This is a genomic window from Pseudoxanthomonas sp. GW835-FHT14C01 (genome assembly GCF_058793715.1).
The window spans coordinates 103,325-129,615 of record NZ_JBXAGB010000001.1; the positions used below are offsets into that span (position 1 = coordinate 103,325).

20 protein-coding genes, 1 tRNA gene and 1 pseudogene are annotated in these 26,291 nt (G+C 69.6%); 6 read left to right on the plus strand and 16 right to left on the minus strand.

Going from position 1 to position 26,291, the window contains the following annotated elements; translation table 11 throughout:
- Window positions 1–96: 96 nt before the first annotated feature.
- Together AC1Q5B_RS00460 and AC1Q5B_RS00465 are read right to left on the minus strand one after the other, a co-directional pair.
- Window positions 97–170: transfer RNA gene (locus AC1Q5B_RS00460), tRNA-Gly, on the minus strand.
- Between the two features lie 79 nt (window positions 171–249).
- A complete protein-coding gene (locus AC1Q5B_RS00465; protein ID WP_492630923.1) occupies window positions 250–2,049 on the minus strand; it encodes an autotransporter domain-containing protein in 1,800 nt (599 codons plus the stop codon).
- A gap of 169 nt (window positions 2,050–2,218) precedes the next feature.
- Here AC1Q5B_RS00465 and thiS point away from each other — a divergent pair, with 169 nt between their 5' ends.
- From thiS to AC1Q5B_RS00490, 5 genes are read left to right on the plus strand one after another with little or no spacing between them, the layout of a single operon-like run.
- Window positions 2,219–2,419, plus strand: coding sequence for a sulfur carrier protein ThiS (thiS, locus tag AC1Q5B_RS00470; protein ID WP_492629788.1), 201 nt, complete (start codon window positions 2,219–2,221; stop codon window positions 2,417–2,419).
- 55 nt (window positions 2,420–2,474) lie between these two features.
- Window positions 2,475–3,269, plus strand: a complete 795-nt coding sequence (locus AC1Q5B_RS00475) for a thiazole synthase (protein ID WP_492629789.1) — start codon at window positions 2,475–2,477, stop codon at window positions 3,267–3,269.
- Window positions 3,269–4,003: a tRNA (guanosine(46)-N7)-methyltransferase TrmB gene (gene trmB, locus AC1Q5B_RS00480; protein ID WP_492629790.1), complete on the plus strand. Its 735-nt coding sequence runs from the start codon at window positions 3,269–3,271 to the stop codon at window positions 4,001–4,003. Before AC1Q5B_RS00475 ends, trmB begins: the two co-directional genes overlap by 1 nt.
- 33 nt (window positions 4,004–4,036) lie before the next feature.
- The gene (locus tag AC1Q5B_RS00485; RefSeq protein WP_492629791.1) at window positions 4,037–5,905 is read left to right on the plus strand and encodes an SLC13 family permease; all 1,869 of its coding nucleotides are present in this window, start codon (window positions 4,037–4,039) and stop codon (window positions 5,903–5,905) included.
- Window positions 5,902–6,294, plus strand: a complete 393-nt coding sequence (locus AC1Q5B_RS00490; RefSeq protein ID WP_492629792.1) for an ACT domain-containing protein — start codon at window positions 5,902–5,904, stop codon at window positions 6,292–6,294. Before AC1Q5B_RS00485 ends, AC1Q5B_RS00490 begins: the two co-directional genes overlap by 4 nt.
- A 10-nt stretch (window positions 6,295–6,304) precedes the next feature.
- Here AC1Q5B_RS00490 and AC1Q5B_RS00495 read toward each other — a convergent pair whose 3' ends face one another.
- The 14 genes from AC1Q5B_RS00495 to AC1Q5B_RS00560 form a co-directional block, all read right to left on the minus strand.
- Window positions 6,305–7,162, minus strand: a complete 858-nt coding sequence (locus tag AC1Q5B_RS00495; RefSeq protein WP_492629793.1) for a glycosyltransferase family 2 protein — start codon at window positions 7,160–7,162, stop codon at window positions 6,305–6,307.
- Window positions 7,146–7,997, minus strand: coding sequence for a glycosyltransferase family 2 protein (locus AC1Q5B_RS00500; RefSeq protein WP_492629794.1), 852 nt, complete (start codon window positions 7,995–7,997; stop codon window positions 7,146–7,148). The genes AC1Q5B_RS00495 and AC1Q5B_RS00500 overlap by 17 nt, the downstream gene beginning before the upstream one ends.
- Complete coding sequence (gene gspD, locus AC1Q5B_RS00505; protein ID WP_492629795.1) at window positions 7,994–10,201, minus strand: type II secretion system secretin GspD; 2,208 nt, start codon at window positions 10,199–10,201, stop codon at window positions 7,994–7,996. Before gspD ends, AC1Q5B_RS00500 begins: the two co-directional genes overlap by 4 nt.
- 9 nt (window positions 10,202–10,210) lie before the next feature.
- The gene (locus AC1Q5B_RS00510; protein WP_492629796.1) at window positions 10,211–11,053 is read right to left on the minus strand and encodes a type II secretion system protein, XpsN-like; all 843 of its coding nucleotides are present in this window, start codon (window positions 11,051–11,053) and stop codon (window positions 10,211–10,213) included.
- Entirely contained in the window at window positions 11,043–11,663 is a 621-nt protein-coding gene (gspM, locus tag AC1Q5B_RS00515; protein WP_492629797.1) for a type II secretion system protein GspM, read from the minus strand. The genes AC1Q5B_RS00510 and gspM overlap by 11 nt, the downstream gene beginning before the upstream one ends.
- Entirely contained in the window at window positions 11,644–12,783 is a 1,140-nt protein-coding gene (locus tag AC1Q5B_RS00520; protein WP_492629798.1) for a PilN domain-containing protein, read from the minus strand. Before AC1Q5B_RS00520 ends, gspM begins: the two co-directional genes overlap by 20 nt.
- Window positions 12,780–13,631 (minus strand): type II secretion system minor pseudopilin, encoded by an 852-nt coding sequence (locus AC1Q5B_RS00525; RefSeq protein WP_492629799.1) that lies wholly within the window; start codon window positions 13,629–13,631, stop codon window positions 12,780–12,782. Before AC1Q5B_RS00525 ends, AC1Q5B_RS00520 begins: the two co-directional genes overlap by 4 nt.
- The gene (locus tag AC1Q5B_RS00530; protein ID WP_492629800.1) at window positions 13,628–14,296 is read right to left on the minus strand and encodes a prepilin-type N-terminal cleavage/methylation domain-containing protein; all 669 of its coding nucleotides are present in this window, start codon (window positions 14,294–14,296) and stop codon (window positions 13,628–13,630) included. Before AC1Q5B_RS00530 ends, AC1Q5B_RS00525 begins: the two co-directional genes overlap by 4 nt.
- Window positions 14,296–14,727, minus strand: coding sequence for a type II secretion system protein XpsI (gene xpsI, locus AC1Q5B_RS00535; protein WP_492629801.1), 432 nt, complete (start codon window positions 14,725–14,727; stop codon window positions 14,296–14,298). The genes AC1Q5B_RS00530 and xpsI overlap by 1 nt, the downstream gene beginning before the upstream one ends.
- On the minus strand, window positions 14,724–15,176 hold the full coding sequence (gene xpsH, locus AC1Q5B_RS00540) for a type II secretion system protein XpsH (RefSeq protein WP_492629802.1): 453 nt from the start codon (window positions 15,174–15,176) through the stop codon (window positions 14,724–14,726). The genes xpsI and xpsH overlap by 4 nt, the downstream gene beginning before the upstream one ends.
- Window positions 15,177–15,250: 74 nt before the next feature.
- Window positions 15,251–15,667: a type II secretion system major pseudopilin GspG gene (gene gspG / locus AC1Q5B_RS00545; protein ID WP_492630924.1), complete on the minus strand. Its 417-nt coding sequence runs from the start codon at window positions 15,665–15,667 to the stop codon at window positions 15,251–15,253.
- A 41-nt stretch (window positions 15,668–15,708) separates the two neighbouring features.
- Complete coding sequence (gene xpsF, locus AC1Q5B_RS00550) at window positions 15,709–16,923, minus strand: type II secretion system protein XpsF (RefSeq protein ID WP_492629803.1); 1,215 nt, start codon at window positions 16,921–16,923, stop codon at window positions 15,709–15,711.
- A gap of 127 nt (window positions 16,924–17,050) precedes the next feature.
- On the minus strand, window positions 17,051–18,763 hold the full coding sequence (locus tag AC1Q5B_RS00555) for a S8 family peptidase (RefSeq protein WP_492629804.1): 1,713 nt from the start codon (window positions 18,761–18,763) through the stop codon (window positions 17,051–17,053).
- Between the two features lie 366 nt (window positions 18,764–19,129).
- Entirely contained in the window at window positions 19,130–19,330 is a 201-nt protein-coding gene (locus AC1Q5B_RS00560) for a hypothetical protein (RefSeq protein WP_492629805.1), read from the minus strand.
- A 137-nt stretch (window positions 19,331–19,467) separates the two neighbouring features.
- Between AC1Q5B_RS00560 and AC1Q5B_RS00565 the strand changes: the two are divergent.
- Window positions 19,468–26,235 (plus strand): annotated as a pseudogene (locus AC1Q5B_RS00565) (ESPR-type extended signal peptide-containing protein); the annotation flags it as partial.
- Between the last annotated feature and the right edge of the window lie 56 nt (window positions 26,236–26,291).

Sequence of the window (26,291 nt, forward strand, 5' to 3'; positions counted from 1 at the left end):
ACCTCAAACGATACCTAAATGGGTCGCTTGAGAAGTCGTTTTTCTTGACTAAAACCCTTGCAAATTCATGCACTTAGGAGCATGATGGGTCTTGAGTGGAGCGGGTGATGGGAATCGAACCCACGCTAGCAGCTTGGGAAGCTGCAGTTCTACCATTGAACTACACCCGCACGATGGGGCGAGTCTATGCCGCGGCGCGCGGCAAGGCAATGCGGCGCCAGCTCATGGCGCCGCATTGCAGGTGGTCAATCAGAAGCCGCCGCTCAAGGTCATGAAGGCCGTGGTGTTGGTGCCGCCGCCCTGGTTGACCGTGGTGTTCACGCCCAGGTTGGCGTCCAAGCCGAACAGCTTGGTACGCGCGCCCAGTAGCAGCGTGCCGTAGCTGTCGTCCGTATCCAGGCCGGGCACCGCATAGGGCGCCGAACCGGTGATCGACAGCGACTGCGCGAACACTTCCGCCGCCGGATCCTCGAACTCGCGGTCCACGGTCAGGCGCGCGTACGGCTGCAGGTGGTCGTTGATCGCGTAGCTGACCTGCCAGCCGGCGCTGCCGATCAGCGAGTCGAAGTCCTGGTCCGGATACGCCAGCGCGGTCGAGCTGACGTTACTTTCGCTGTAGCCGTCCATCTCGATGGTTTGCGACACCACGCTCACCACCGGGCCATGACGGAACGCGCCGTCGCCGAACTCGTAGCCGGCGCTCGCACCGACGGTCAGGTTGGTGCCGTCCGGCGAGCCGCTGTGCCGGCGCGTCACGCCGCCCAGCTGCACGTCGCGATCCACGTCGTACGAGAGCCAGCTGTAGCTGACCTGCGCATTCGCCCACAGGTGGTCGCCATACCAGCCGACGAAGCCGCCGAGCGTCGCGTCGGACTCGTCGAAACTGCCGCGGCGCAGGCCGAAGTCGTACTTCGCGCGACCATAGCCCGCGAAGGCACCGTAGACCCACGACCCGCTCGACCAGTCCACGCCGAACGTGCCCATCGGGCCCGCGCCGTCGTACAGGTTGCCGTCGTCATAGCGCAGGAAGTCGCCGCGCACGTCGCCCCACCAGCGCATGCCGTCGGCCTCGGGCTTGCCGGCCACGTGCGACGCCACGCGATCGGCGCGCGCACGGCCATGCACCGACGCGGTGTACGGCAGCAGCGCGATCTGGCGCGGGCCTTCCAGCATGGACGCCGCGTACTGCGACAGGATGCCGTGGGCCTTCGACGAGGGATGAACGCCATCGGCGAACGCGTACACGTCGGCCGCATTCGGCGTTGCGTAGTTGAGCGGGCTGCAGGTGACGGAAGACGCCGTGATCTGCGGATTGCAGGCCGTGCCCGTGACGTTGCCGAAACCGTACTCGGCCGGGCTTGCGACGATCTCGCGCAGCAGCGTGAAGGTATCCAGCGGGATCACGCGCAGGCCGGCGGTGTTCAGGGCGCCGAACAGCGAGGTGTTGTAGGTCGTGGCCAGTTGCGTGCCGGTGGCCTGCGCGGTCGCACCGCCGGCACGGAACTGCGGCGTCACGCCCAGGTCGGGGATCGTCGGGACGAGGATGTAGCGCGCACCGGCGTTCTGCAGCGTACCGATGATGCCGACCTGGGCCGTGACCGCGCCCCCGATGGTGGTGGTGGGGTTGGCGCCGCCGACCACCGCGAACAGGTCGTTCGCACCGCCCCACACCGTGTAAAGCGCGTTCGGATCGGCGCGGCCACCGTTGGCGGACAGGTAGCTGGTCAGCTGCGTGGTCATCGACGGGATCGGTCCCAGCGCACCCGAGGTATTGGTACCCACGCGGGCACCGCCGACGGCGTAATTGGTGCCGCCCTGGTTGGTGCTGACGGCACCGGTACCGTAGTACTCGGCGAGGTATTCGGACCACACCAGGCCCGGATTGGTGGTGAAGCGGCCGAGGATGGCGCCGTTCGGACCGACCGCCTGGATCAGCGCCGGGCGGAAGTGCCCGGAATCGGTGAGGCTGTCGCCGAAGAAGACGGTCTGGGAATACGGGCTCTCTGCCGCAAGGGCGGGGGCCGCCGCCACCGCCAGCGCAACGGCCAGCAGGGAACGGACGGGCGAAAGGGAAGGCTTCATGGAATCTCCGGGGCAAGGGATGAGGGACTGCGCGCCGGCTCTGCCGTACGGCTGCGCATGGCGCGCATCGTTCCACCAAGCCCGCTCGCGCACACGCTGCAATGCGGCAAGCGATGCCATCGGCGACAATGGCGGCATGGACATCCAGTTGAACGGGCAGCCCCACGCGCTGCCCGACCAGAGCAGCATCGCCACCCTCCTTCAGTCGCAGGGCCTGGCGGAGCGCCGCGTGGCCATCGAGGTCAACGGCGAGATCATCCCGCGCGGCCAGCACGCGCAGCACACGCTGCGGGCCGGCGACCGCGTGGAGATCGTCCACGCGCTCGGCGGCGGCTGATCGCCAGCGCCGCGCAGGCGGGACGCACCGGCGTCACATGGGCGATAATCGCCGCATGTCCAACACCGCCCCCCATGACCCGCTGGTGATCGCGGGCAAGACCTACCGTTCCCGCCTGCTGACCGGCACCGGCAAGTTCAAGGATTTCGAGGAAACCCGCCTGGCCACCGAGGCCGCCGGCGCCGAAATCGTCACCGTCGCCATCCGTCGCACCAACCTGGGCCAGTCGCCCAACGAGCCCAACCTGCTCGACGTGCTGCCGCCCGACAAGTACACGATCCTGCCCAACACCGCCGGCTGCTATACCGCCGCCGACGCCGTGCGCACCTGCCGGCTGGCCCGCGAGCTGCTGGACGGCCACACGCTGGTGAAGCTGGAAGTGCTGGGCGACCAGAAGACGCTCTATCCCGATGTCGTGCAGACGCTGGCCGCCGCCGAGACGCTGGTGGCCGACGGATTCCAGGTGATGGTCTACACCAGCGACGATCCCATTCTGGCCCGCCGCTTGGAAGAGATCGGCTGCGTGGCGGTGATGCCGCTGGCCGCGCCGATCGGCTCCGGCCTGGGCGTGCAGAACAAGTACAACCTGCTGGAAATCATCGAGAACGCGAAGGTGCCCGTGCTGGTCGATGCCGGCGTCGGCACCGCGTCCGACGCGGCCATCGCGATGGAACTGGGCTGCGACGGCGTGCTGATGAACACCGCCATCGCCGGCGCCAGGCACCCGGTGCTGATGGCCAGCGCCATGAAGAAGGCCGTGGAGGCCGGCCGCGAGGCCTTCCTGGCCGGCCGCATTCCGCGCAAGCGCAACGCCTCGGCGTCCAGTCCGATCGACGGCCTGATCGGCTGATGACGGATCCGTTCTCCAGTCCTGGCGCCAAGACCCCGCCCAAGCCCTTCACCCTGACCGAAGGCCGGCGCGAAGTCCGCAGCTTCGTGCTGCGCCAGGGCCGTTTCACCGAGGCGCAGCAGCGCGCGTTCGACACGCAGTGGCCGCGCTTCGGACTGGATTACACCGGTGCGCCGCGCGACTACGACGCGGTGTTCGGCCGCACCGCACCGCGGGTGCTGGAGATCGGCTTCGGCAATGGCGAGGCGCTGCGCTTCGCCGCTGCGAACGACAAGGCGCGCGACTACCTCGGCCTTGAAGTGCATGCGCCGGGCGTCGGACGGCTGCTCAACGCACTGGCCGAGGATGGCAGCGACCACGTGCGCATCTACCACCACGACGCCGTGGAAGTGCTGCAGCACGAAGTCGCCGATGCCTCGCTGGACGAGGTCCGCATCTACTTCCCCGATCCGTGGCACAAGAAGCGCCACAACAAGCGTCGCCTCGTGCAGCCCGCGTTCGCTACGCTGATCGCACGCAAGCTGCGCCCGGGCGGGCGCCTGCATTGCGCCACCGACTGGGAGGCCTACGCCGAGCATATGTGGGACGTGCTGGATGCGACGCCGGGCCTGGCCAACCGCGCCGGCCTGCGCGGCAGCGTGCCGCGCCCCGACTGGCGGCCGCAGACGCATTTCGAGACCCGCGGCCAGAAGCTCGGCCACGGCGTGTGGGATCTTCTGTACGACCGCGAGTAGTACCGCAACACGCACCAGGAAACCGATCGCGACATGGAAAACGCGCTGACGCTGACCAACGACATGAAGCTCGTCCTCGGGCTGGTCGGCTTCACGATGGCGATGTTCCTGTTCGAACGCATCCGCGCCGATCTGGTCGCGCTCGTGGTGCTGGTGGTGCTGGGCATCACCGGCCTGATCGCGCCGGAGGAGATCTTCGGCGGCTTCTCCGGCAACGCGGTGATGAGCATCATCGCCACCATGATCCTGGGCGCCGGCCTGGACCGCACCGGGGCACTGAACCGGCTGGCGTCGTGGCTGCTGCGGCGCGGACACGGCATCGAGCAGCGCCTGCTGCTGATGACCACCGCCATCGCCAGCCTCAATTCTTCCTTCATGCAGAACCCGTCGGTGATGGCGCTGTTCATGCCGGTCGCGTCGCGCCTGTCTTCGCGCACGGGACTGTCGATGCAGCGGCTGCTGCTGCCGATCGCCGCCGCCATCGTCATGGGCGGTGCGTTCACCATGGTCGGCAACTCGCCGCTGATCCTGCTCAACGACCTGCTCGTCTCGGCCAACAACAACCTGCCCTCGGGCATGGCCACGCTGGAGCCGCTGCGCATGTTCGCGCCGTGGCCGATCGGCCTGGCGCTGGTGATCGCCTCGCTGGTGTACTTCCGTTACTACGGCGACCGCAAGCTCAAGGAAGAGACGCAGGGCAGCGACGGCGCGGTGACGCCCGCGCGCACCGAGAGCTACTTCGCCAACACCTACGGCATCGAAGGCGATGTGTTCGAACTGGTGGTCAGCGCGGAAAGCCCCCTGGTCGGCATGTCGCTGGGCGAGGCCGAAGCCCTGCACGATGCGCCGCTGATGCTGGCGCTGCAGACCGGCAACGACACCCGGCTGTCGCCGCCGGCGGACATGCGGATATGGGTAGGCAGCGTGCTGGGCGTGATGGGCGCGCGCCAGGAGATCAGCGATTTCGCGCAGAACCAGTTCCTGCGCATGTCCTCGCGCCTTCGCCACTTCGGCGACCTGTTCAATCCCAGTCGTGCCGGCATCTCCGAGGCGGTGGTGCCGCCGACGTCGAGGTTCATCGGCAAGACCGCGCGGGAGCTGCGCCTGCGCAAGCAGAACGGCATCAGCCTGCTGGCGATCAACCGCGACAAGAAGGTCATCCGCGAGAACGTGCGCGACGAAAAGCTGCGCGCCGGCGACATGCTGGTGTTCCACAGCATCTGGCAGGACCTGGGACTGGCGGCCGAGAGCCGCGACTTCGTGGTGGTGACCGACTATCCGAAGGGCGAGCAGCGACCGCACAAGTTCAAGATCGCGATGACGATCTTCGCCATCACCATCATCATCGCGCTGACCTCCAAACTGCCGGTCGCGCTGACGCTGATGACCGGCGTCGCCGGCATGCTGCTGACCGGCGTGCTGCGCATGGACGAGGCCTACAGCGCGATCAACTGGAAGACGGTGTTCCTGATGGCCGGGCTGATCCCGCTCGGCTGGGCGATGGACAGCAGCGGTGCCGCGGCGTGGGTCGCCGGGCATACGGTCGAACGGTTGCCGGAAGGCATTCCGGTGTGGGTGCTGGAAATCGCCATCGCCCTTCTTACGACTGCGTTCTCGCTGGTGATCAGCCATGTCGGCGCGACCATCGTGATGGTGCCGATGGCGATCAACCTGGCGCTGGCGGCGGGCGGCAATCCGACCGCGTTCGCGCTGATCGTGGCGCTGTCGGCGTCCAACAACCTGATGACGGCGTCGAACCCGGTGATCTCGATGATCGTCGGTCCCGCCAACTACACCTCGCGCCAGCTGTGGCGCGTCGGCGGCCCGCTGTCGCTGGTCTACACCGTGGTGGTGGTCGTCGTCGTCAACGCGCTGTTCTGGTGGAACGGGCGCCCGGGATGACCACGCCTTCGCTGGCACTGTCCCTGCTGCCCGAGCGCTACGCCGTCGCCCGGCTGGCGCCCACCTCGCCCCTGCCCGTCTGGTGGCCGGGCACCGGCATGCGGCACGCCGGCTGGACCGACGACGAACTGTCGCTGGTCTGCGAGGAAACGTATGTTCCCGACAGCGTCCGCTGCCAGCGCGGCTGGCGCATGTTCAAGCTGCAGGGGCCGTTCGATTTCGCATTGACCGGCATCCTGAAGGCGGTACTGGATCCGCTCGCGGCGGCCGGCGTGGGCATCTTCGCGATGTCCACGTTCGACACCGACTATGTACTCGTGCAGGCATCGCAGGTGGACGTGGCGCTGCACGCGTTGCGCGGCTACGGACATCGGGTATCGGGCGACTAGCGTTTCCGCATCAACGCCGGCGCAGGAGGATCCTCGCCAGCACCGCACCGAAATGCAGCCAGATGGCCGCGAACACGCCCAGCCGCGTGACCATGCCCCGCTGCGCCGCCTCGAACTTGCGGAAATAGCGCCACAGACCACGGTGCTTGTGCCACTCCACGAACACCGGTCGCGCACGGCTCGACACGCCACGGAGGTGCAGGACGCGGATGCCGTTGGCGACGGCGACATGCGCACCTGCCTGGCGCGCTCGGCGACACAGGTCCATGTCCTCGGCGTGCAGACGATACCCCTCGTCGAAACCGCCGATGCGATCGAACAGTGCGCGCGGCATCAGCATCAGCGCGCCGGAAATGATGTCGACCGGCTGCAGCACCTGGCCGTCCTCGACCGGTACACCCAGCTTCGACGCCGCGCCCGGCGAACGCAGCATCGCGGCGAACCTCGGGTCGCGTCGGCGCGCCGCGGTATCGCGCACCCCATTTTCGTCCACCAGGTCGACACCCAGCAGCGTGTCGCCTGTCGCGTCGACCGCGTGCGCGCGCAGCCGGGCGAGCGTATCGGCGTCCACCATCAGATCGGGATTCACGAACGCCAGCCAGGAGGCCTGCGTGTCGCGTGCGCCCTGGTTGCAGCCGACCGCGAAGCCGGGATTGTCCGGGTTGGCGATGAAGCGCAGGCGCGCGTCCTGCAAGGCGTGGCGCTGAACGATCTCCATCGTGCCGTCGGTCGAGGCGTTGTCGACCACGCGGATCTCGTGCACGCCGTGGGCCACGCGCAGGCGCATCAGGCACTCGTCGATGCTGGACGCACTCTCGTGCGTCACCACGACGGCGGCGATGCCGGACGTCTCAACCGAAGAGGTCACGCTGGCGCTCCGGTGATCCGGCTTCGGCGTACATCGCGTGCAAGCGCTCGCGTGGCCCGCGCAACGGATCGTCCATCAGGAACGTCGCCAGCCGCGGCGTGAAGGTGGGCCAGCGCGCATTCAAGGCATCCATGTCGCCATCGGCTGGCCCACCTTCGCCGCCGCGCGCGACGAACGCCGTCTCGCACAGCACATTGCGCCAGCCGAGTCCGGCCAGGCGCAACGACAGGTCGACCAGGGCGGCGTACCACGAGGCATAACTCGCGGCATCCAGGCCACCGACGCGTTTGCGTGCGCTGCCGCGCAGCGCGACCGCGTGCGCGACGGCCGCCGGCAGTTCGGGATGCAGCGGCGACATCGCCGCGCAGGCCTGCGCGATGCGTTCGGCGTCGGCCGGCGGCGGGCCGACCTCGCCGAGCCGTGGCCACGCCGCGGCTTCGCCGGCATTGCACCACGGCGTCGCGGTGGCGATCGACGCGTCGCGGGCGAAGCACGCGGCGAGCTGTTGCAGCCAACCGGGCAAGGGTTGCGCATCCGGCGCGAGGACGACCACGTCGGCATCGCCGCAGGCCGCCAGCATCTGCTCGACGTGCGCGACCTCGCCCAGCATGCGCGGGCGCCGGGTGTAATCCGCCTGCAGCGGCGTGCGCGCCAGCCAACGCTCGATGATGGCGAGTCCGCGCGGACCGGCCTGCGCGTCGTCGGCCAGCCACAGGCGCGTGCCGGCGGGCGTGCCGGCGTCGAGTGCGCCGAGACAGGCATCGAGCGCGTCGTCGTCGCTGCCGATCGGCAACAGGACGATGGGCAGGGGCGACGATGCGGACGGCGGCGTCACTTGGAACGCGGCGCCTGCAGGGGTTCCAGCGCGCGGAAACGCTTGCCGTACTCGTCGGTCAGGTCGTTCGCTTCCTGCGGGTTGGCGACGATGGTCGGCGTCAGCAGCACGATCACCTCGCTGCGCTCGGAGCTGGTGGTCTTCCTGCCGAACAGGCCGCCGATGATCGGGATGCGGCTCAGCCCGGGAATGCCGGCGGAACCGTTCGTCGCGGTGTCGCTGATCAGGCCCGCCAGCATGACCGTGTTGCCCGCCTGCACGGCGGCTTCGGTCTTGAAGCGGCGGTTGTTGATGCGCACGTTGCCGTTCTCGTCCGGCACGTCGCCGGGCGTGCTGACTTCCTGCACGATCTCCATGAACACGATGCCGTCCTTGGTCACGCGCGGACGCACCTTGAGGATGATGCCGGTATCGAGGTACTGCACCTGGCTGTAGGTGCTGTCGCCGCCCAGGCCGGGATTGACGGTGACCGACGAGATCGGAATGCGGCTGCCGACGTTGAGCGTGGCCTCCGCGTTATTGCGCACGAAGATCGACGGCGTCTGCAGCAGGCGCACGTCGCTCACTTCGTCCAGCGCGGTGATGACGGCGGCCGCATCGTTCTTGACGAGCGTCCACACGGCGCCCGCACCGCCCACGCCGCCGATGCTGCCGGCCAGCGTGCTCCACTTGCTGGGGCCTCCAGCGCCCGGCGCTGCGAACGGACCCAGTCCGTTGTCGGTCATCGCGCGCTCGAGGAACCAGCTGACGCCATAGCTCAGGTCGCCGGTCAGCGACACCTCGGCGACCTGCGCTTCGATGTGCACCTGCATCGGCATCACGTCGAGCTTCTCGACCACTTCGCGGATCGACCGCCAGGCGCTGGGACTGGCGCGCACCAGCAGCGTGTTGGTCTCTTCCACGGCCGCAACGCCGACGCGGTTGCCGTCGACCTCCAGCGTGACCGCGCCATTGCCGCCGTCGCGCTGGTTGAGCGACAGCGTGCCGCTGCCGAGGCCTCCGCCGCTCGAACCGCTGCCGCTGTTGCCGCCGCCGAAATCGACACTGCCGCCGGTGCTGTTCATGCCGCCGTCGTTGATCTGCACGGGGTCCGTGCCGGGCATCAGCGATACATTGCCGGGGCCGCCGCTGGAGCGGCCGTCGCCGCCGCTGCTTCCACCCGACGAGCCGAAGACCTCGGCCAGCCGCTGCGCGAGTTCGCGCGCCTTGATGTACTTCAACTCGTACGAGAACAGCCGGCTGCCCTCGCCTGCGCCATCGATGCGCTCCAGCCACTGCTGAATCTGGTCCAGGTAGGCCGCCTGCGGCGTGATCACCAGCACCGCGTTCGCGCCTTCCAGCGGCATGAAGCGGAACATGCCGGCGCTCGGCGTCTTGCTGTCGTTGCCGAACACTTTTTCCAGGTCCGCGACCACGCGTGTGGCGCGGCCGGTCTGCAGCGGGAACACGCCCACCGACATGCCGGACAGCCAGTCGACGTCGAAGATCTCCACCGTCCGCAGGTAGTTCTCCAGTTCGGTCCGCGTGCCCGCGAGCGTGATCACGTTGCGGGTGCCGTCGACGTTGACGATCGCGTTCGGCCGCGCATACGGCTCCAGGACCTTCTTCATCTCGCTGGCGGAGATGAAGCGCAGGGGCACCACGCGCACTTCGTAGCCGCGCGCACTGGAGGCCGGACCGGTGCGCGGCGCCACGCTGCCGGCCAGCGCCTGGTCGGCGGGGATGATGTTGTAGCGCCCGCCGCTGTAGACCAGTCGGGCGTTGTTCCAGCCCAGCACCATCTCCAGCAGGTTCAGCGCCTCGGCGGGCGACACCGGTTTCGGTGTGCCCAACGTGACCGTGCCCTGCACACCGGGCGCGATGACGTAGTTCTGTCCGAGCATGTCGCCGAGGATCGCCTTGACGACGGCATGGACGGATTCGCCTTCGAAGTTGAAGGTGGCCGAACCGCTGCTGGCGCCGCCGAGCGAAGGCACCGGCGCGGCAGCCGCACTGCGGTTGATCATCTGCCCGTTGCCGCGACGGATCTGCGCCTGCGGTCCGGTTACCGGCGCTTCGCTGTCCTTCAGTGGATCGGTCTGCGCACTGCCGGGCGTCACCGCGCCCGCGCCTGGCGAGGTACGGCGCACGTCGGGCGACGGCGCGCTGGCGCAGCCGGCCAGCAGGCCCAGGCAAAGGGAAAACAGGATCGCACGTAACGTCATGCCGGCACTCTACTGTGTCTTGCCGGGCGTTGCCGGCGGCGTGGTGGGTTGCGCCTGCTGCTGGCGCAGCTGCGCGCGGCGCTGCTCGATGCGCTGGCGGATGGCTTCCATCTGTTCGTCCACCGTGGCGGCGGGCGCGGCGGAAGCGGCCGGCGCGGTGCCCGACGGGGCTGGCATGGCGACCGGGGCGGGCACCTGCACGGGCGCGGTGGGCGACGCCACGGTCGGCGTGGCCGACGGGGCGTTGTTGCCACCGGTCGTCCGCCCGCCCGGCATCATCGCCGGCGGTGCGACCGCCGCCGCCGCCGGCGGCACGGCCGGCGGCGTGCCGATGACCTGCGTCGGCGGCTGTCCGCCGGTACCGTCGAAGACGCGCAGTTCCAGTTCGCGGCGACCTTCGGGCCCGTCGAACACGGCCCGCCGCGGATCCAGGTCCGCCAACCGCCAGCCGGGGAAGCCCGCCGGCGACTCGCCCACTTTCACCCGCAGGCCTTCCCCGCCCTGCGCGGGCTGCACGATCGCCAGTTCCAGCGACGGCGTGATGAGCACGCTGGTCAACACCAGGTCGAACGCCGGCGCTGCGGATTCTTCGCCGGACAGGAAATACGGCTTGGGACGACGGTCCTCGGCGAACATCGGGCGGGCGGCCACGTCCGCGTATCGGTCGAGCGCCCCCAGGCGTTCCGGCGGCGTGGCGGGCAGGCGAGGCAGCGCCTGCACCAGCGCAGGATCGGCGGGCAGCGGCGTGATGCGGCCGCCCAGTCCGAACACCGCCATCACCGCGGCCAGCACGGCCCAGCCCGCCACCACCGCGAGCAGCCAGGTGCGCACGTTCCAGGCATCAGCGCGCACCGGTGGGCTCCTGGGTCGCGCCGGGGGACGGCTTGAGATAGCCGTACAGGTCGAAGTTGACGTCCAGTCCGCCCGTGCCGCTTTCGCTGGCCTGGAAGGCGTACCGCTGCGGCAGGATGTTGAGGTTCTCGACGAACAGGCGCGGGCTGCCGGACTCGATCTGGTGCAACACCGACGCGAGTTCGGGCGTTCCGCAACGCAGCCGCACCTGCACGATCACGCGCGGATAGATCTCGCGACCGGCGACCGCCAGCGGCGACTGGTTGGCGATGGCGCAGCTGCGGTTGCCGGGGCTGGCCTGTTTGACGACGGCTTCCAGCCGCTGCACCAGCCCGGCCGTGGCGAGCTCCACCGTCGCTTCCGGCAGGAAGCCCGGACGCTGCGCCTGTTGCGCGAGGGCGGCCGCGAGTTCGCGCTGCACCTGCGGCGCCTGCTGCAGCTGCGTGCGGATGCGCAACTCGCGTTCGCGCAATTCGTCCACGCGCGCACCGACCGACTGCATGGGAACCGTCCACCACGGATGCACGAGCAGGAAGTAGCCCAGCAGCAGCGCCGCCAGCAGCAGCGCCAGCGCGAGCCAGCGGTCGCGGTCAGTCACGGCCAGCGGCATTGGCGCCTCCCTGCGGGTTGGCGGACGGATCCTGCTTGCCCAGCAGTTCGGCGGTCAGGGTGAAGCGGTCCATGCGCGTCCGGGGATCCGGCTGCAGCGCGCCGCTCAATGCAGGATTGCGCCACAGCGGCGAGCCCTGCAGGCGGGCCACCAGCCCCGAGGCTTCCGGGCTGAAGCCGATCAGCGTCAGCCGGTCGCCTTCGATGGCGAGCTTCTCGAGGTAGGTGTTGTCGGGGAGGCGCCGGGTGACGTCGTCCATCACTTCCAGCGCGGTGGGACGACGGGCGCTGGTCTGGTTGAGGACATTGGTGCCGTTGACCAGGTCGATGAGCTGCTGGCGTTGCGTGGCCACCTGGCGCGCCGCGTCGGCGCGGCTGTCAACCTGCGCCGCGAACGCATCGGCCGCCGCGCGCCGGTTGTCGAGCACCGCCCATGCGGCGAACACGAGCGCCACGACCGCCACCGCCGCCAGCGCCAGGTGCAGGCCGCGCTGCGGGGCCTGCCGGGCCACGCGCGCGGCCTCCGGCAGCAGGTTCAGGCCGAGGACCGTGCCGTCGGCGTCTTCCACATCCGCGCCCGCCATGCCGTCCGCCAGTCCGCCCAGGCGGGACAGCCCGGCGGCGAACGCCGCGTTGGGCACCACCGCCAGTTCGACATCGAGCTGGCCGTCCGCGCGCACCCCGAGGACACGCGCGTCGAAGCAGGCCTCGTTCGCCGCGAACGGCGTCTGCCGGTCGAGTTCGAACGTCAGCACATCGCGCAGGCGATCCGCCGCCGCCGCGGGCAGCAGGAGCCGCCGGCGCAACGCCATGCCCGCCGGCAACAGCCACCAGCGCGGCAAGCCGGCGAGGCGGCTGCCGAGCAGCGCCTGCAGGTCATCGGCAGTCACGGTGGCCGGCAACCGTGCGAGCGGATGCCGCTGCGCGCCGTCCAGCCACGTCATCTCGATCTCGTCGTCCTGCCGCTGGAACAGGAGGCGGTCGCCGGTCAGGCCGAGCAGCACGCGCCAGCGCGCCGGCAGCCAGGTCGCCAGCGCCTGTCCCCACCACGCCAGGAAACTGCGTGGGCCGGGGCCGAGCCGTGCCCGGAACCGCTGCAAGGTGTCGCGTACGCCGCTCATTGTGGTGACGCTCCCTCCTCCCAGCGCAACAAGGTATAGGCCGAGCCCGGCACCGGGCTGGACCCCGCGCGCACCACCGTCCTCAGCGACGCCTCGCGGCCATCGGCCAGCCGCGCACGGCTCTCGATACTATACGTGCCGCTCCCCGCGCCGACGAGCTGGGGACTCCCGGCAACGCCGGTGGCCGTGCGCTGCGCCAGCCATGCGGCCGCATCCACACCCATCGCTTCGAGCACCGGACCCTGCGCATAGCTCGCATCCGGCTGCCCACGCCCCGAGTACAGGGTCAGGAACGGGGCCATCCGCGCATACAGGTCCGGCGTCATGCCCAGCACCTGCTCGACTTCGGCGATGGTTTCGAACGGTGCGTCCTTGGCGCCGTAGTCGCGCCCCGCCGCCGCATAGTCGCCGTCCTCGGCACCGCCCACCGGCTGGCTGAGGTTGTCGGCATCGCGCCAGTCGACGATGGCCGCGGCGAGCCGGTCGCTGACGTCGACGGGCTGTCCGAGCGCCTGCATCAATCGCGACAGCAACGGCACGTCGGCCTGGTTGAGGTCGACCTTGCCGGTTTCGTCGACGATGCGCACCTGCACCTCCTGCCCGTCGAAGCGCCACGCGTAGGGCCGGCCGTCCGGTTGCCAGTGCGTTTCCGGGTTGCGATCGGCCACGCGCACCAGCGCGTACTCGATGCCGGCGCGCGCGATCTCCTGCGCCACGGCGCCCCGGCTGCCCACCCGCCCCTGCAGCGCCTCCGTGCGGGCGGTCAGCGCATAGGCACCGACCAGTGCGGTCAGCAGCGCCACCAGCCACAACACCAGCAACAGGGCGGCACCGCGCGCGCGCGTCATGGCAGCACCGGATTCGTGCCGCCCGGCAGCAGGCCGCCACCCGCGCCGCCCTCGCTGCGCGCCAGCGTCACCACCAGGTCAGGCCAGCGACCGCCCTGCACCGTGTCCATTTCCACCTTCACCTGCAGCGGCAGCATCTCCGACGTTTCCCAGCGGTCCTGCCACGGACCGAGCCGGTTGTCGGCATCCAGGCCGCGGTAGCGGAAGCGCACCACGCGCAGGCCGTCGGCGAGCCGTTCGGCGCGCTGACCGCGGGCGGCGAGGTCGACATCCTCCAGCGACGCATCCGGCCGCGCGACCGCGAACGCGACCTGCAGGCGCCCCCGATCGTCCGCCACCACATCGTGCAGATAAGGGCCGCCGAAACCGAGGTAGTCCGGCAGGTCCGCGACGAAACGCATGCGCTGCGGCGTACCGATGAAGCGCGCCTGCCGCAGCGTGCCGCGGTCGGTGGCGAACACGATCGGCTGCGCCGACGCCAACCGCGCGCGCAGGTAACCGTGCACCGCACGCATGCGCTCGCTGGCCAGCGCCATGTCCTCGCCACGACCGACCACGGCCGTGGACGACCGCAGCGTGGCGAAGGCCAGCGCCAGACCGGCGGCCATCAGCACCAGCGCCACCAGCACTTCGATCAGGGTGAAGCCACGGGCGCGCGCATGCATCACGGCACCGCCGCCTGGTTGACGTCGCGGGGCGCCAGCCGCAGCGTGCGCCACTGCATCGACTGCCCGCGCGCGTCGCCCCACCGCACCACCAGGCGCACGTCGAGCAGTTGCGGCGCACCGGGATCGAGCTGCGCACGCGCCGCGAGCGGATCGGCGAACGGCGCGACGTCGAGTTGCCAGCGATAGCGATCGCCGTCGAAACCCCCTTCCTGCCGCCCCGGCTGCAGCACCTCGCCCGCCCCCAGTTGCGCCAGCAACGACTGCGCATGCAGGGTCGCGCGACTGCTGTCCGCCGATTCCCGCACCTGCCGGCTCGCGCTTGACAGCGATCCGAGCAACAGGGTCAATGCGAGCGCCAGCAGCGCGAAGGCGACGATGACCTCCAGCAAGGTGAAGCCGCGCTGGTGGCGTAAGGCCGGCGGCGTCATGGCGTCCGCACCTCGTCGCGCAGCAACCGGGTTTCGCCCGTCAGCCAACCCACGTCGATGCTCCACGCCGCGGCGCCGGCGGACAGTGTGACGCGCCCGCCGGTCGAACCGCCATCCGGAAAGAACAGCACCACACCTTCGCCCGCCCGCAGCTGCGCCTCGCGCACCCCGGTGAAGCGGACCGACAGCGACCCGTCGATCTCGCCACGGCGGTCGCCGGCGGCTTCCCATGCATGCGCACGCGGATCGATGCGGAACGCCTGCGGCTGCCCGGTCGCGATGGCGCGCGCCCGCGTGTAACGCAACTGCGCGGCGATCTCCTTGGACTCCGAGCGCAGCCGCATGCCGTCCATGCCGCCGGTGAACACCATCGTCGCGAGTATCCCCGCCGCCGCGATCAGGACCAGCACCAGCAGGGTCTCCAGCAGCGTAAAACCGGCCGTGCGCATGCGCGCGACGCCAGGCCCCGAGACGGGCAGGTGCGCGGAGGCGACGCGACGGGCCACGACGACGGACGTCGCGGTTATTCGTTCTTGATGTCCGCGTTCACGCTGTCGCCGCCGACCTTCCCATCGGCGCCGAGGCTGATCAGGTCGAAGCGCTGCGCCTCGCCGGGGATGCGGTACTCGATCGGGTTCTTCCACGGATCCTGCAACTCGCTTTCCTTCGCGTAGGGACCCAGCCAGCCGGTCGCATTGCCGGGGTTCGCCACCAGGTCGGACAGCTGCGCGGGATAGCGGCCGGTGTCCAGCTGGTACGCCTCGATCTTGCCGGCCAGCGTCTGTACCTGCGACTGCGCCAGCTTGACCTTGCCGCTGTCGGCGCCGCCCATCACGCGGCTGCCCACCAGCACCAGGATGCCGCCGATCAGCACCAGCACGATGATGATCTCGAGCAGGCTGAAACCCTGCTGGGAACGCGGGGAGTGGAACGCAGTCATCGGGCGCGTGCGGGACATGGTGGTGGACTCTCCGGTGATTCTCAGTTGATGGCGCCGGTCAGATCGTACAGGGGGACCAGCACGGCGACGATGACGACCCCGACCACCGCCGCCAGGATCAGGGTGATGGCGGGAACGAGAGCGGCCAGCATACGGTCCAGCACCTGAGCGGTTTCCTGCTCGAAGGTCTCTGCGGTCTTCAGCAGCATGCCGTCCAGGGCGCCCGACTCCTCGCCCACCTGGATCATCTGCAGGGCCAGCCGCGGGAAACGCTTGCCCTTGCCGAGCGAGGCCGACAGGCCATGGCCGTTCTTCACGTCATCCGCGGCGGCATCCACGTCCGCCGCCAGCGCGCGGTTGCCCAGCACGTTGCGCGCGATGCCCAGCGCGGTCAGCAAGGGGACGCCGTTCTTCAGCAGCGTGCCCAGGGTACGCGCCAGGCGGGCGGTCTCCAGGCGGGCCAGCAGCGGACCGACCAGCGGACGGCCCAGCAACCAGGTATCCAGGCGATGGCGGAATGCGGGATCGCGACGGCGACGATCGAACCACAGCACCGCGAGCAGCGGCACCGCGATCAGTACGTACCAGAAGTCGCGCACGAACGCGCCCACCCACAGCACCCCGCGCGTGAACCACGGCAGCGCCACATCCAGGCTCTCGTACATCACCGCGAACTGGGGCACCACGTAACCGAGCAGGAACAACAGCGCGAAACCGACCACGACCAGCAGGATCGCCGGATACACCAGCGCATTGACCACGCGGCCCTTCAGGGCGCGACTGCGCTCCAGGTAATCGCCCAGCCGCTGCAGCGTGTCGTGCAGGCTGCCGCCCGCTTCGCCGGCGCGCACCATGTTGATGTACAGCCGCGAGAACAGGCCATGCTGCCGGTCCAGCGCCGTGGACAACGGTGCGCCGCCGCGCACGGCGTCGCGGATGTCGGTGATGACGCGCCGCGCCTTCTCGTCTTCCGGCAGGTCGAGCAGGATGCCCAGTGCGCGGTCCAGGGGTTGGCCTGCGCTCAACAGCGTGGCCAGCTGCTGGGTGAACTGCACCAACCGGTCGCCGGCGAACGCGTTCGGCCGCCACAGCTGCACCAGGCTGCGCCCCCCACCGGCCGCGGCGAGCGCGGCTTCGACCGGCAGGTGTCCCTGCTCCTGCAGGCGCGCCACGACTTCGGCATCGCTGGCGGCCTCCATCTGGCCGTCCAGCATTTCACCGTGCGCGTTGAGGGCCTTGTAGCGGTAGAGCGGCATGCAGGCGGGCGAAGGAGGAATGCGCCAACTTACCGTATTCCCCCGTCCAGCGTCATGCGCGGACATCACGCTCCAAACGGAACGGCCCCGGAAACCGGGGCCGCGATACCGGTCGTCGCCGACGACCTCAGGGCGCAGTGAAGCTGCCCCGCACGCTGACACCGGCGAACGCCGTCTTGCCGACCAGCGACACGTAGTACGTGCCCGCCTGCGGGTTGGCGATGTTGACCACCTCGTTGTTGCCGGGGCGCACCGACCGCAGGTCGTAACTCGTCGCGGTGGCGGCACTGCCGAACTTCACGTAGACATCGGCATTGCCGCTGCCGCCGAAGCTGATGAAGGACAGGTTCTTCGCGCCGGCGGGCACCACCAGGGCGTACTGCACCACCGCATCCTTGGCGCCGCTGTTGCCGCCCACCGCCACGTTGTTGGACAGCGGCGTGGCGGTCGGCGGTTCGCCGCCGCCCAACACGGCCTGCACGGCGGCCGCGGCATCGACGATGCCTGCCCCGATCGGCCGGTTCGCCGGCGGCGCCACGGGGAACGGACGCGCGGTCGCCTTCAGCGTGGCCAGCACCTGCGCCGGCGTCAGCGGCGTTTCCGCCACGCTCTGCATCAGCGCGACGACCGCCGCGACGTGCGGTGCCGCCATCGAGGTGCCGCCCATGCCGAAGTAGGTTTCGGTGGTCGGCACGGTGGTGCCCGCGTTGCCGGCCGACCAGACGTAGCCGCCCGGATTGCCGTCCACGCTGCCGCCGCCGCCCGGCGCGGAGATGTCGATGCGCGTGCCGTAGTTGGAGTAAGACGCGATGCCGCCGGTGATGCGCGTGGCGCCGACGGTGATCACGCCGGCGCAGTTGCCGGGCGAGAAGCCGTTGACGTTGCTCGCGTCGTTGCCGGCGGCCACCACCACGGTGCTGCCGTTGGCGATGGCGATGTTGAATGCGTTCTGCTCCACCGCACTGCAGGCACCCGAGCCGCCGAGGCTGAGGTTGATCACTTCGGCCGGGTTGGCGTTCGCGGGCACGCCCGCGACCGTGCCGCCGGACGCCCAGATCACCGCATCGGAAATGTCGGAGGTGTAGCCGCCGCAACGGCCCAGCACGCGCGCCGGCACGACCTTGGCGTTGAACGCGCCGCCCGCCATGCCCTTCGCATTGTTGCTGACTTCGGCGACGGTGCCGGCCACGTGCGTACCGTGCCAGCTGCTGTCCTGCACCGGCGATCCGGCATAGCACTCGCCCGCGACCGGATTCCAGTCGCCCTCGTCGCGCGGATTCGCATCGCGCCCGTCGCCGTCGCGCGAGACGAACGTGTCGCTGATGAAGTCATAGCCCGGCAGGATGTTGGCATCCATGTCGCTGTGCGCGGTGATGCCGGTGTCCAGCACCGCGACCACCACGCCCGCGCCGGTCGCGTCGTCCCACGCCGCCGGCAGGTTGATGCCGCCGACCGGATCCTTGAAGTGCCACTGATACTGGTTGTAGTAGGTGTCGTTGGGCACCAGGCGCGCATAGCGGCGCGCGTCCACCTCGACGAACTCCACGTCGGGATCGGTCGCCAGCTGCCGCAGCAGGCTTTCCGCCTCCACGCGATCCAGCTTGCGCGAGGTCTGCACCAGTTCCGCACCGATGCCGAGGCGGCGCAGCTTTGCAGCGCTCACCGCCTTGCCGTTGGCCGGACCCAGCGCGGCGCGCGACACCGCCCCCGACAGGGAACGCTGCAACGTGGCATTGCTGGCGCTCGCAGTACTGCCGTCGCGGTACTTCACGATGAAACGATCGTAGGTTTCACCGTCGCGCAATCCGGCGGTACTGACATCGCCCGCGTAGGCGGTCATCGCGCAGGCTCCGAATGTGACGATTGCGGCGAGCGCAGCAACGAGGGGACGACGATGCGAAATGCGGAAAGAAGAATATGAATTCACTTGACCTGCTCCATGTCTACAAGGATGAACGAACTGGGTAACCCGTTTACGACGTGCTTACTCAACGACTTGCGACTTCCCTTTCAAGCGGATCGTGCATGTACCCCTGTTTACCTGCCACGACACTCTTCACGCGATCGCCACACGCTTTACACACCACCTACACATGGCGTTAACGCCTTGTTTTCAGCGGTTTCCTCGCGTGGCGTCGAACGTAGCAAATCTCTCGCAAATTGCACAACGCGGCTGTAGTGTTCGATCACACGGAGTTGTTGAGCGTCATCTCGGGATGAGGGGATGGGGAATGCGGAAATCTTTCGCCAACGCGATTTCTTGTTTCGCTGCTTCACTTGCACGCCTTTCGATTGGCATCACGCCTGCATCATTTTCCTCGCGCAATCCGCGCCACGTTCGCGGTCGGCAGCAGAGCACCAGCGCCCTCGTCTTTCTCGCCTCCGCGGCTTCGTGCAACGCGATCATGCGCCACCCCTGTCGCATGCCGCGCTGTCATTTCCCCTGACGTAGTCCGCCTCGAATTCCCGTACCGCTTCGCGGCCCGGGCGCTGTCGTATTCCCCCGAAAACACAGAATGAAGGACGTGATCCATGAACAGGATTTACAGCAAGGTGTGGAACCCTTCCCTTGGCATGCTGGTGGTGGCCTCGGAGTTCGCGCGTCGCGCGCACGGCGTGATGTCTTCCGGTGCGCGCGTGCGTGCCCGGCTCGGCGTGACGCTGCTGGTCTCGGCCCTGCTCGCAGGTGCGCCGTTCGGCGCGGCATTGGCGCACGACAAGCAGAAAGGCCAGCCGCAGAACAACAAGCCGCAGATCGGGACGGGCAATGCCTTCTGTGTGGACTCGCGTGGAAATCCGATCATCGATGGCCGGCCCGGCGAGAATGCCGTGTCGTGCGGCGATGATGTCGATGCTTCCGGCCGCCACGCCGTGGCCGTCGGCTACAAGAGCATCGCCAACAAGGCCGGTGCCACCGCCGTCGGCGGTTATGCCGAAGCCAAGGGCGTGAATGCGACCGCCGTGGGCTACGACAGCAATGCGACCGCGCAGGGCGCGACGGCGCTGGGCAGCCAGAGCAATGCCACCGGCGCGAATGCGACCGCGGTGGGCACACAGGCGAATGCCACGGGCGCAGGTGCCAGCGCAGTGGGAACAGGCAGCAGCGCGACCGGCGCCTACGCCGGCGCCTTCGGCAGTTCATCCACGGCGTCGGGCACGCAGGCGCTGGCCGCAGGCCACACCAGCACGGCTACCGGCGTCGCGACCGTGGCGGTCGGCGGATTCGCGAATGCGTCCGGCGGTTTCGACACGGCCGTGGGCTACGGCTCCGATGCTAGCGGCGGCGACAGCACCGCACTCGGTTCCGGCTCCATCGCCTCCGGCTACAACAGCGTGGCCGTCGGCGGATCGTTGCTCGGTTTCCTGCCGACCGAAGCGTCGGGCGACTTCTCGACCGCCGTCGGCGGCGGCGCGTGGGCGCCGGGCACGAATGCAACGGCCATCGGCAACCTGGCATCGGCGAGCGCCGACAACAGCGTGGCGCTGGGCGGTGACTCGGTCGCCGATCGCGAGGACACGGTGTCCGTCGGCAGCGCCGGCAGAGAGCGGCAGATCACCAATGTCGCCGCGGGTACCGAGGGAACGGATGCGGTAAATCTGGATCAGCTCAATGCGGTGGCCGAAGCCTCGGAAAGCGCGACGCGTTACTTCAAGGCCAACGGCGCCAATGACGGCACGGACGACGCGACCGCCACGGGCGACTACGCGACTGCCTCGGGCTCCGCGGCCGTCGCCGATGGCGTCGGCGCGACGGCCACCGGTTCGGGCGCCTTCGCACTGGCCGATGGCGCCACCGCTTCCGGCTTCAATGCCACCGCCACGGGCGCGAACAGCGTCGCCAACGGTAGCGGCGCGCAGGCGATTGGCGCTGGCTCGGTAGCCGTCGGTGGACAGCGCCAACTGTTCGATGAGAACGGCGATCCGATCCTCGACGCCGATGGCAATCCGGTCTATGCCAGCACGGAAGCCACGGCGGATGACGCCACGGCCATCGGCGCGGGTGCCGTGGCCGGTGAAGTCGGTGCGAGCGCCGTCGGCGCAGGTGCGAATGCATCGGGCGCCTATTCGTCCGCACTCGGCACCGAAGCTTCAGTATCAGGCACGCAGGCCACGGCGGTCGGCTTCCGCAGTGATGCATCGGATGATGCTGCTACCGCCATCGGCGGTTACAGCAGCGCCTCCAACTTCGGTGCGTCCGCCTTCGGCTATGGCGCCGAGGCCAGCGGCAGCAGTGCCACGGCCCTGGGCTTCGGCGCAGTCGCCAGCAACTTCGACAGCACGGCGCTGGGTTCCAACTCGATCGCCAGCGGCGACAACAGTGTGGCCGTCGGTGGTGCGTTCTTTGGCTTCCTGCCGACCGAAGCTTCGGGTGATTACTCGGTTGCCGTCGGTGGCGGTGCGTATACGCCGGGCTTCAGCTCGGTCGCGTTGGGCAACCTGGCCACCGCCGAAGCCGACAACAGCGTGGCCATCGGTGGCGACTCGGTCGCCGATCGCGAGGACACCGTCTCCGTCGGCAGCGCCGGCAGCGAACGCCAGATCACCAATGTGGCCGCCGGTACGGAAGACACCGATGCGGTGAACCTGGGCCAGTTGAACGAAGTCGCCGAGGCGTCGGAAAACGCCACGCGCTACTTCAAGGCCAACGGCGAGGAGGACGGCACCGACGACGCAACGGCGAACGGCGACTACGCCACCGCTTCCGGTTCGGCCGCCGTGGCCGATGGCGTCGGTGCGACGTCGACGGGCTCTGGCGCCTTCGCGCTCGCCGATGGCGCGACCGCCACCGGCTTCAACGCCACCGCCACCGGCGCGAACAGCGTCGCCAACGGCAGCAGCGCGGAGGCCAGCGGCGACTCCAGCATCGCCATCGGCGGCTCGGTGGATGCCTTCGATGCCGATGGCAATCCGATCACCGTCAACACCGTCGCCTCGGGCCTTGGCGCCACGGCCGTGGGTTCCGGCAGCCTGGCGTCCGCACTCGGCAGTTCCTCGTTCGGCGTGCTCAGCGAAGCGAGTGGCGAAGCCAGTTCCGCGTTCGGTTACGGCAGCACGGCGACCGGTTCGTACGCCTCCAGCTTCGGCCATGCCAGCGGCGCCACCGGCGACTACAGCCTGGCGGTCGGTGGACCGGCGGACCTGATCCCCGGCTTCGGACTGCTCGTGTATACGCAGGCGAGCGGCTTCAGTGCGGCGGCCTTCGGTGCCGGTGCGATCGCCGCGGGCGACTACAGCCTCGCGGCGGGCAGCCTGTCGGAAGCGTCTGGCCTGGAAAGCACCGCGGCAGGCTTCTTCTCGTACGCGCCCGGCGACTACGCCACGGCGCTGGGCGCGGAATCCTGGGCCAGCGGCGACAACAGCACGGCGGTCGGTTTCTACAGCACCGCACTGGGCGACAACAGCGTCGCCCTCGGCGCCAACTCGACCGCCGACCGCGACAACACGGTCTCGGTGGGCGACGTGGGCAGCGAGCGCCAGATCACCAATGTCGCCGCCGGCACCGAGGGCACCGACGCGGTGAACCTGGATCAGCTCAACGCAGTCGTCGAAGCTTCGGAGAACGCCACGCGCTACTTCAAGGCCAATGGCGCGAATGACGGCACCGACGACGCAGTCGCGAATGGCGACTACGCCACGGCCTCCGGCTCCGCCGCGCTGGCCGATGGCGTCGGTGCGACGGCGACCGGTTCCGGCGCGTTCGCCTTGGCCAATGGCGCGACCGCCACCGGCTTCAATGCCACCGCGACCGGCGCGAACAGCGTCGCCAGTGGCGCCGGCGCGCAAGCATCGGGGTCGGGCGCGGTTGCCGTCGGCGGGCAGCGCGCGCTGCTCGACGAGAATGGCGATCCCGTGCTCGATGCCGACGGCAATCCGGTCTACGCCAGCACGGAAGCCACGGCGGACGATGCGACGGCCCTGGGCGCGGGCGCCGTTGCCAGCGAAACGGGGGCGACCGCAGCGGGCGCAGGTGCGAATGCTTCCGGCGCTTATTCGTCCGCCGTGGGTACCGAAGCCGCAGCCTCCGGCATCCAGGCCACGGCCGTCGGTTTCCGCAGCGATGCGTCCGACGATGCCGCCACCGCGATAGGCGGTTACAGCAGTGCCTCGAACTTCGGCGCCTCGGCCTTCGGTTATGGCGCCGAGGCCAGCGGCAACAGTGCTACCGCGCTGGGCTTCGGTGCGGTGGCCAGCAACTACGACAGCACCGCGCTGGGCTCCAACGCGATCGCAAGCGGCGACAACAGCGTGGCGGTCGGTGGTGCGTTCTTCGGCTTACTGCCGACCGAAGCCTCCGGCGACTACTCGGTCGCCGTCGGCGGGGGTGCGTATTCGCCGGGCGTCAATTCGGTCGCGCTGGGCAACCTCGCGACGGCCGAAGCCGACAACAGCGTGGCCATCGGTGGCGACTCGGTCGCCGACCGCGAGGACACGGTGTCGGTCGGCAGTGCAGGCAGCGAGCGGCAGATCACCAACGTCGCAGCAGGTACCGAGGACACCGATGCGGTGAACCTCGGCCAGTTGAACGCGGTGGCCGAAGCATCAGAGAACGCCACGCGCTACTTCAAGGCCAACGGCGCCAATGACGGCACGGATGACGCCACCGCCAACGGCGATTACGCGACGGCGTCCGGCTCTGCGGCATTGGCCGATGGCGTCGGCGCGACGGCGACCGGTTCCGGGGCGTTCGCGCTGGCCGACGGCGCCACGGCGAGCGGCTTCAACGCCACGGCGACCGGCGCGAACAGCGTCGCGAATGGTGCAGGTGCGCAAGCCGCTGGCGCGGGCTCGGTGGCGGTCGGCGGACAGCGCCAGCTGTTCGACGAGAACGGCGATCCCGTCCTCGATGCCGACGGCAATCCGGTCTACGCGAGCACCGAGGCCACGGCGGATGACGCTACGGCCATCGGTGCGGGCGCCATCGCCGGCGAGGTCGGCGCGAGCGCCGTCGGCGCCGGCGCGAATGCGTCCGGCGCCTATTCCACGGCGCTGGGCACGGAAGCCTCCGCATCCGAGACGCAGTCCACCGCCGTCGGCTTCCGCAGCAGTGCGGATGGCCTGGCTTCCACCACCGTCGGCGGCTACAGCAGCGCCGGTGGCGACTTCGCCTCGGCGTTCGGCTACGGCGCGGCGGCGGGCGGCAGCGGCGCAACCGCCGTGGGCGAAGGCGCGAGTGCCGGCGGCGACGAGAGCACGGCGGTCGGCGGCACCACGTTCTTCGGCCTGATCAACACCCGCGCCAGCGGCACCGGCAGCTCGGCGTTCGGCAACGGCGCCTGGGCCACCGGCGCGTACAGCACCGCGCTCGGCCACAACAGCTACGCCGACGGCGACGACAGCGTGGCGGTGGGCGTGAATTCGGTGGCAGGGGCGACGAACAGCGTCGCGATCGGCGCGAACTCGTGGAACGACCGCGAAGACACCGTGTCGGTCGGCGACGTGGGTGCGGAACGGCAAATCACCAACGTCGCCGCCGGTACCGAAGGCACCGATGCGGTGAACCTGGACCAGCTCAACGCCGTCGCCGAAGCCTCCGGCAACGCCACGCGCTACTTCAAGGCGAACGGCGCGGGCGATGGCAGCGACGACGCCACCGCCAACGGCGACTACGCCACGGCCTCCGGTTCGGCGGCGCTGGCCGATGGCGTCGGCGCGACGGCAACGGGTTCCGGCGCGTTCGCCCTGGCCAACGGTGCAACTGCGTCCGGCTTCAACGCGACCGCGACCGGTGAGAACAGCGTCGCCAGTGGTGCCGGCGCGCAGGCATCGGGGGCGGGCGCGGTTGCCGTCGGTGGACAGCGTCCGTTGCTCGACGAAGACGGCAATCCACTGCTGGATGCGGATGGCAATCCGGTCTACGCCAGTACCGAAGCGACGGCGGACGACGCCACCGCCGTGGGTGCCGGTGCGGTCGCCAGCGACAGCGGTGCCACCGCGACCGGTGCCGGCGCCTCCGCGTCCGGCGCCTATGCCACCGCCAGCGGTACCGAGAGCTCGGCATCGGGACTGCAGGCCACCGCGAACGGCTTCCGCAGCGACGCCTCGGGTGATGGCTCCTCCGCCATCGGCAGCTACAGCAGCGCGTCCGCCCGCGGTGCGTCCGCCATCGGCTACGGAGCGGAAGCATCGCAGGAGAACGCGACCGCGCTCGGTTTCGGTGCCGTGGCGAGCAACTACGACAGCACCGCGCTCGGTTCCAACGCCGTCGCCAGTGGCGACAACAGCGTCGCGGTCGGGGGTGCGTTCTTCGGCTTCCTCCCGACCGAAGCCTCCGGCGACTACTCGGTCGCCGTCGGCGGGGGTGCGTATTCGCCGGGTGTCAATTCGGTCGCGCTGGGCAACCTCGCGACGGCCGAAGCCGACAACAGCGTGGCCATCGGTGGCGATTCGGTCGCCGACCGCGAGGACACGGTGTCGGTCGGCAGTGCAGGCAGCGAGCGGCAGATCACCAACGTGGCGGCCGGCACCCAGGCCACCGACGCGGTCAACCTGTCGCAGCTGAACTTCGTCGCCAGCGCACTGGGCGGCGGTGCGGGTTTCTCCGGTGGCGTGTTCATCGCGCCGAGCTACACGATCCAGGGCACGTCGTACAACAACGTGGGCGCGGCCTTCACCGCCGTCGACGCCAAGCTCAACGAGCTGTACGGCATGTACAACGGAACGGCCGGCACCACCGCGTCCACCGGTACCCCGGCATCCGCACAGGCCAGCCAGGCGCGAGCGGCAGGCGACACGCCCGCAGCGAGTGCCGGTGGCGCCGGCGGCACGCCATCGGCACCGAACCGGAGTACCGCGACGACGGCCGGCGAGACGACGGGAAGCGCGGTGTCCAGCGGGCAGCCCGCGGTCGCCGCACCGGCCGACGCCACCGCGGCTGCCGAGGTACCCGCCGCGGCGGCGTCCTACGCCGATGCGGGCGACGCCAACACGCTCAGCAGCGCGCAGTCCTATACCGACCAGTCCTCGGCGAGCACGTTGAACAGTGCGAAGGCCTATGCGGACTTCCAGGTCAAGGCGCTGGAGGACGACTTCAACGCCTTCCGCGGTGATGTGGACCGTCGTTTCTCCGAGCAGGACCGCCGTCTGGACAAGATGGGCGCGATGAGTTCGGCGATGTTGAACATGGCGATCAACGCCGCCGGCAGCCGCAGTCCGCGTGGACGCGTCGCCGTGGGCGCGGGTTGGCAGAACGGCGAGAACGCCCTGTCGGTGGGCTACTCCAAGCCGATCGGCGAGCGCGCCTCCTTCAGCATCGGCGGCGCGTTCAGCGGCGACGAGAAGTCGGCCGGCGTCGGCTTCGGTATCGACCTGTAATCCGGTCGGCGCAATGAAGAAGGGCCCGGCAATGCCGGGCCCTTTCTTTTTCCCCG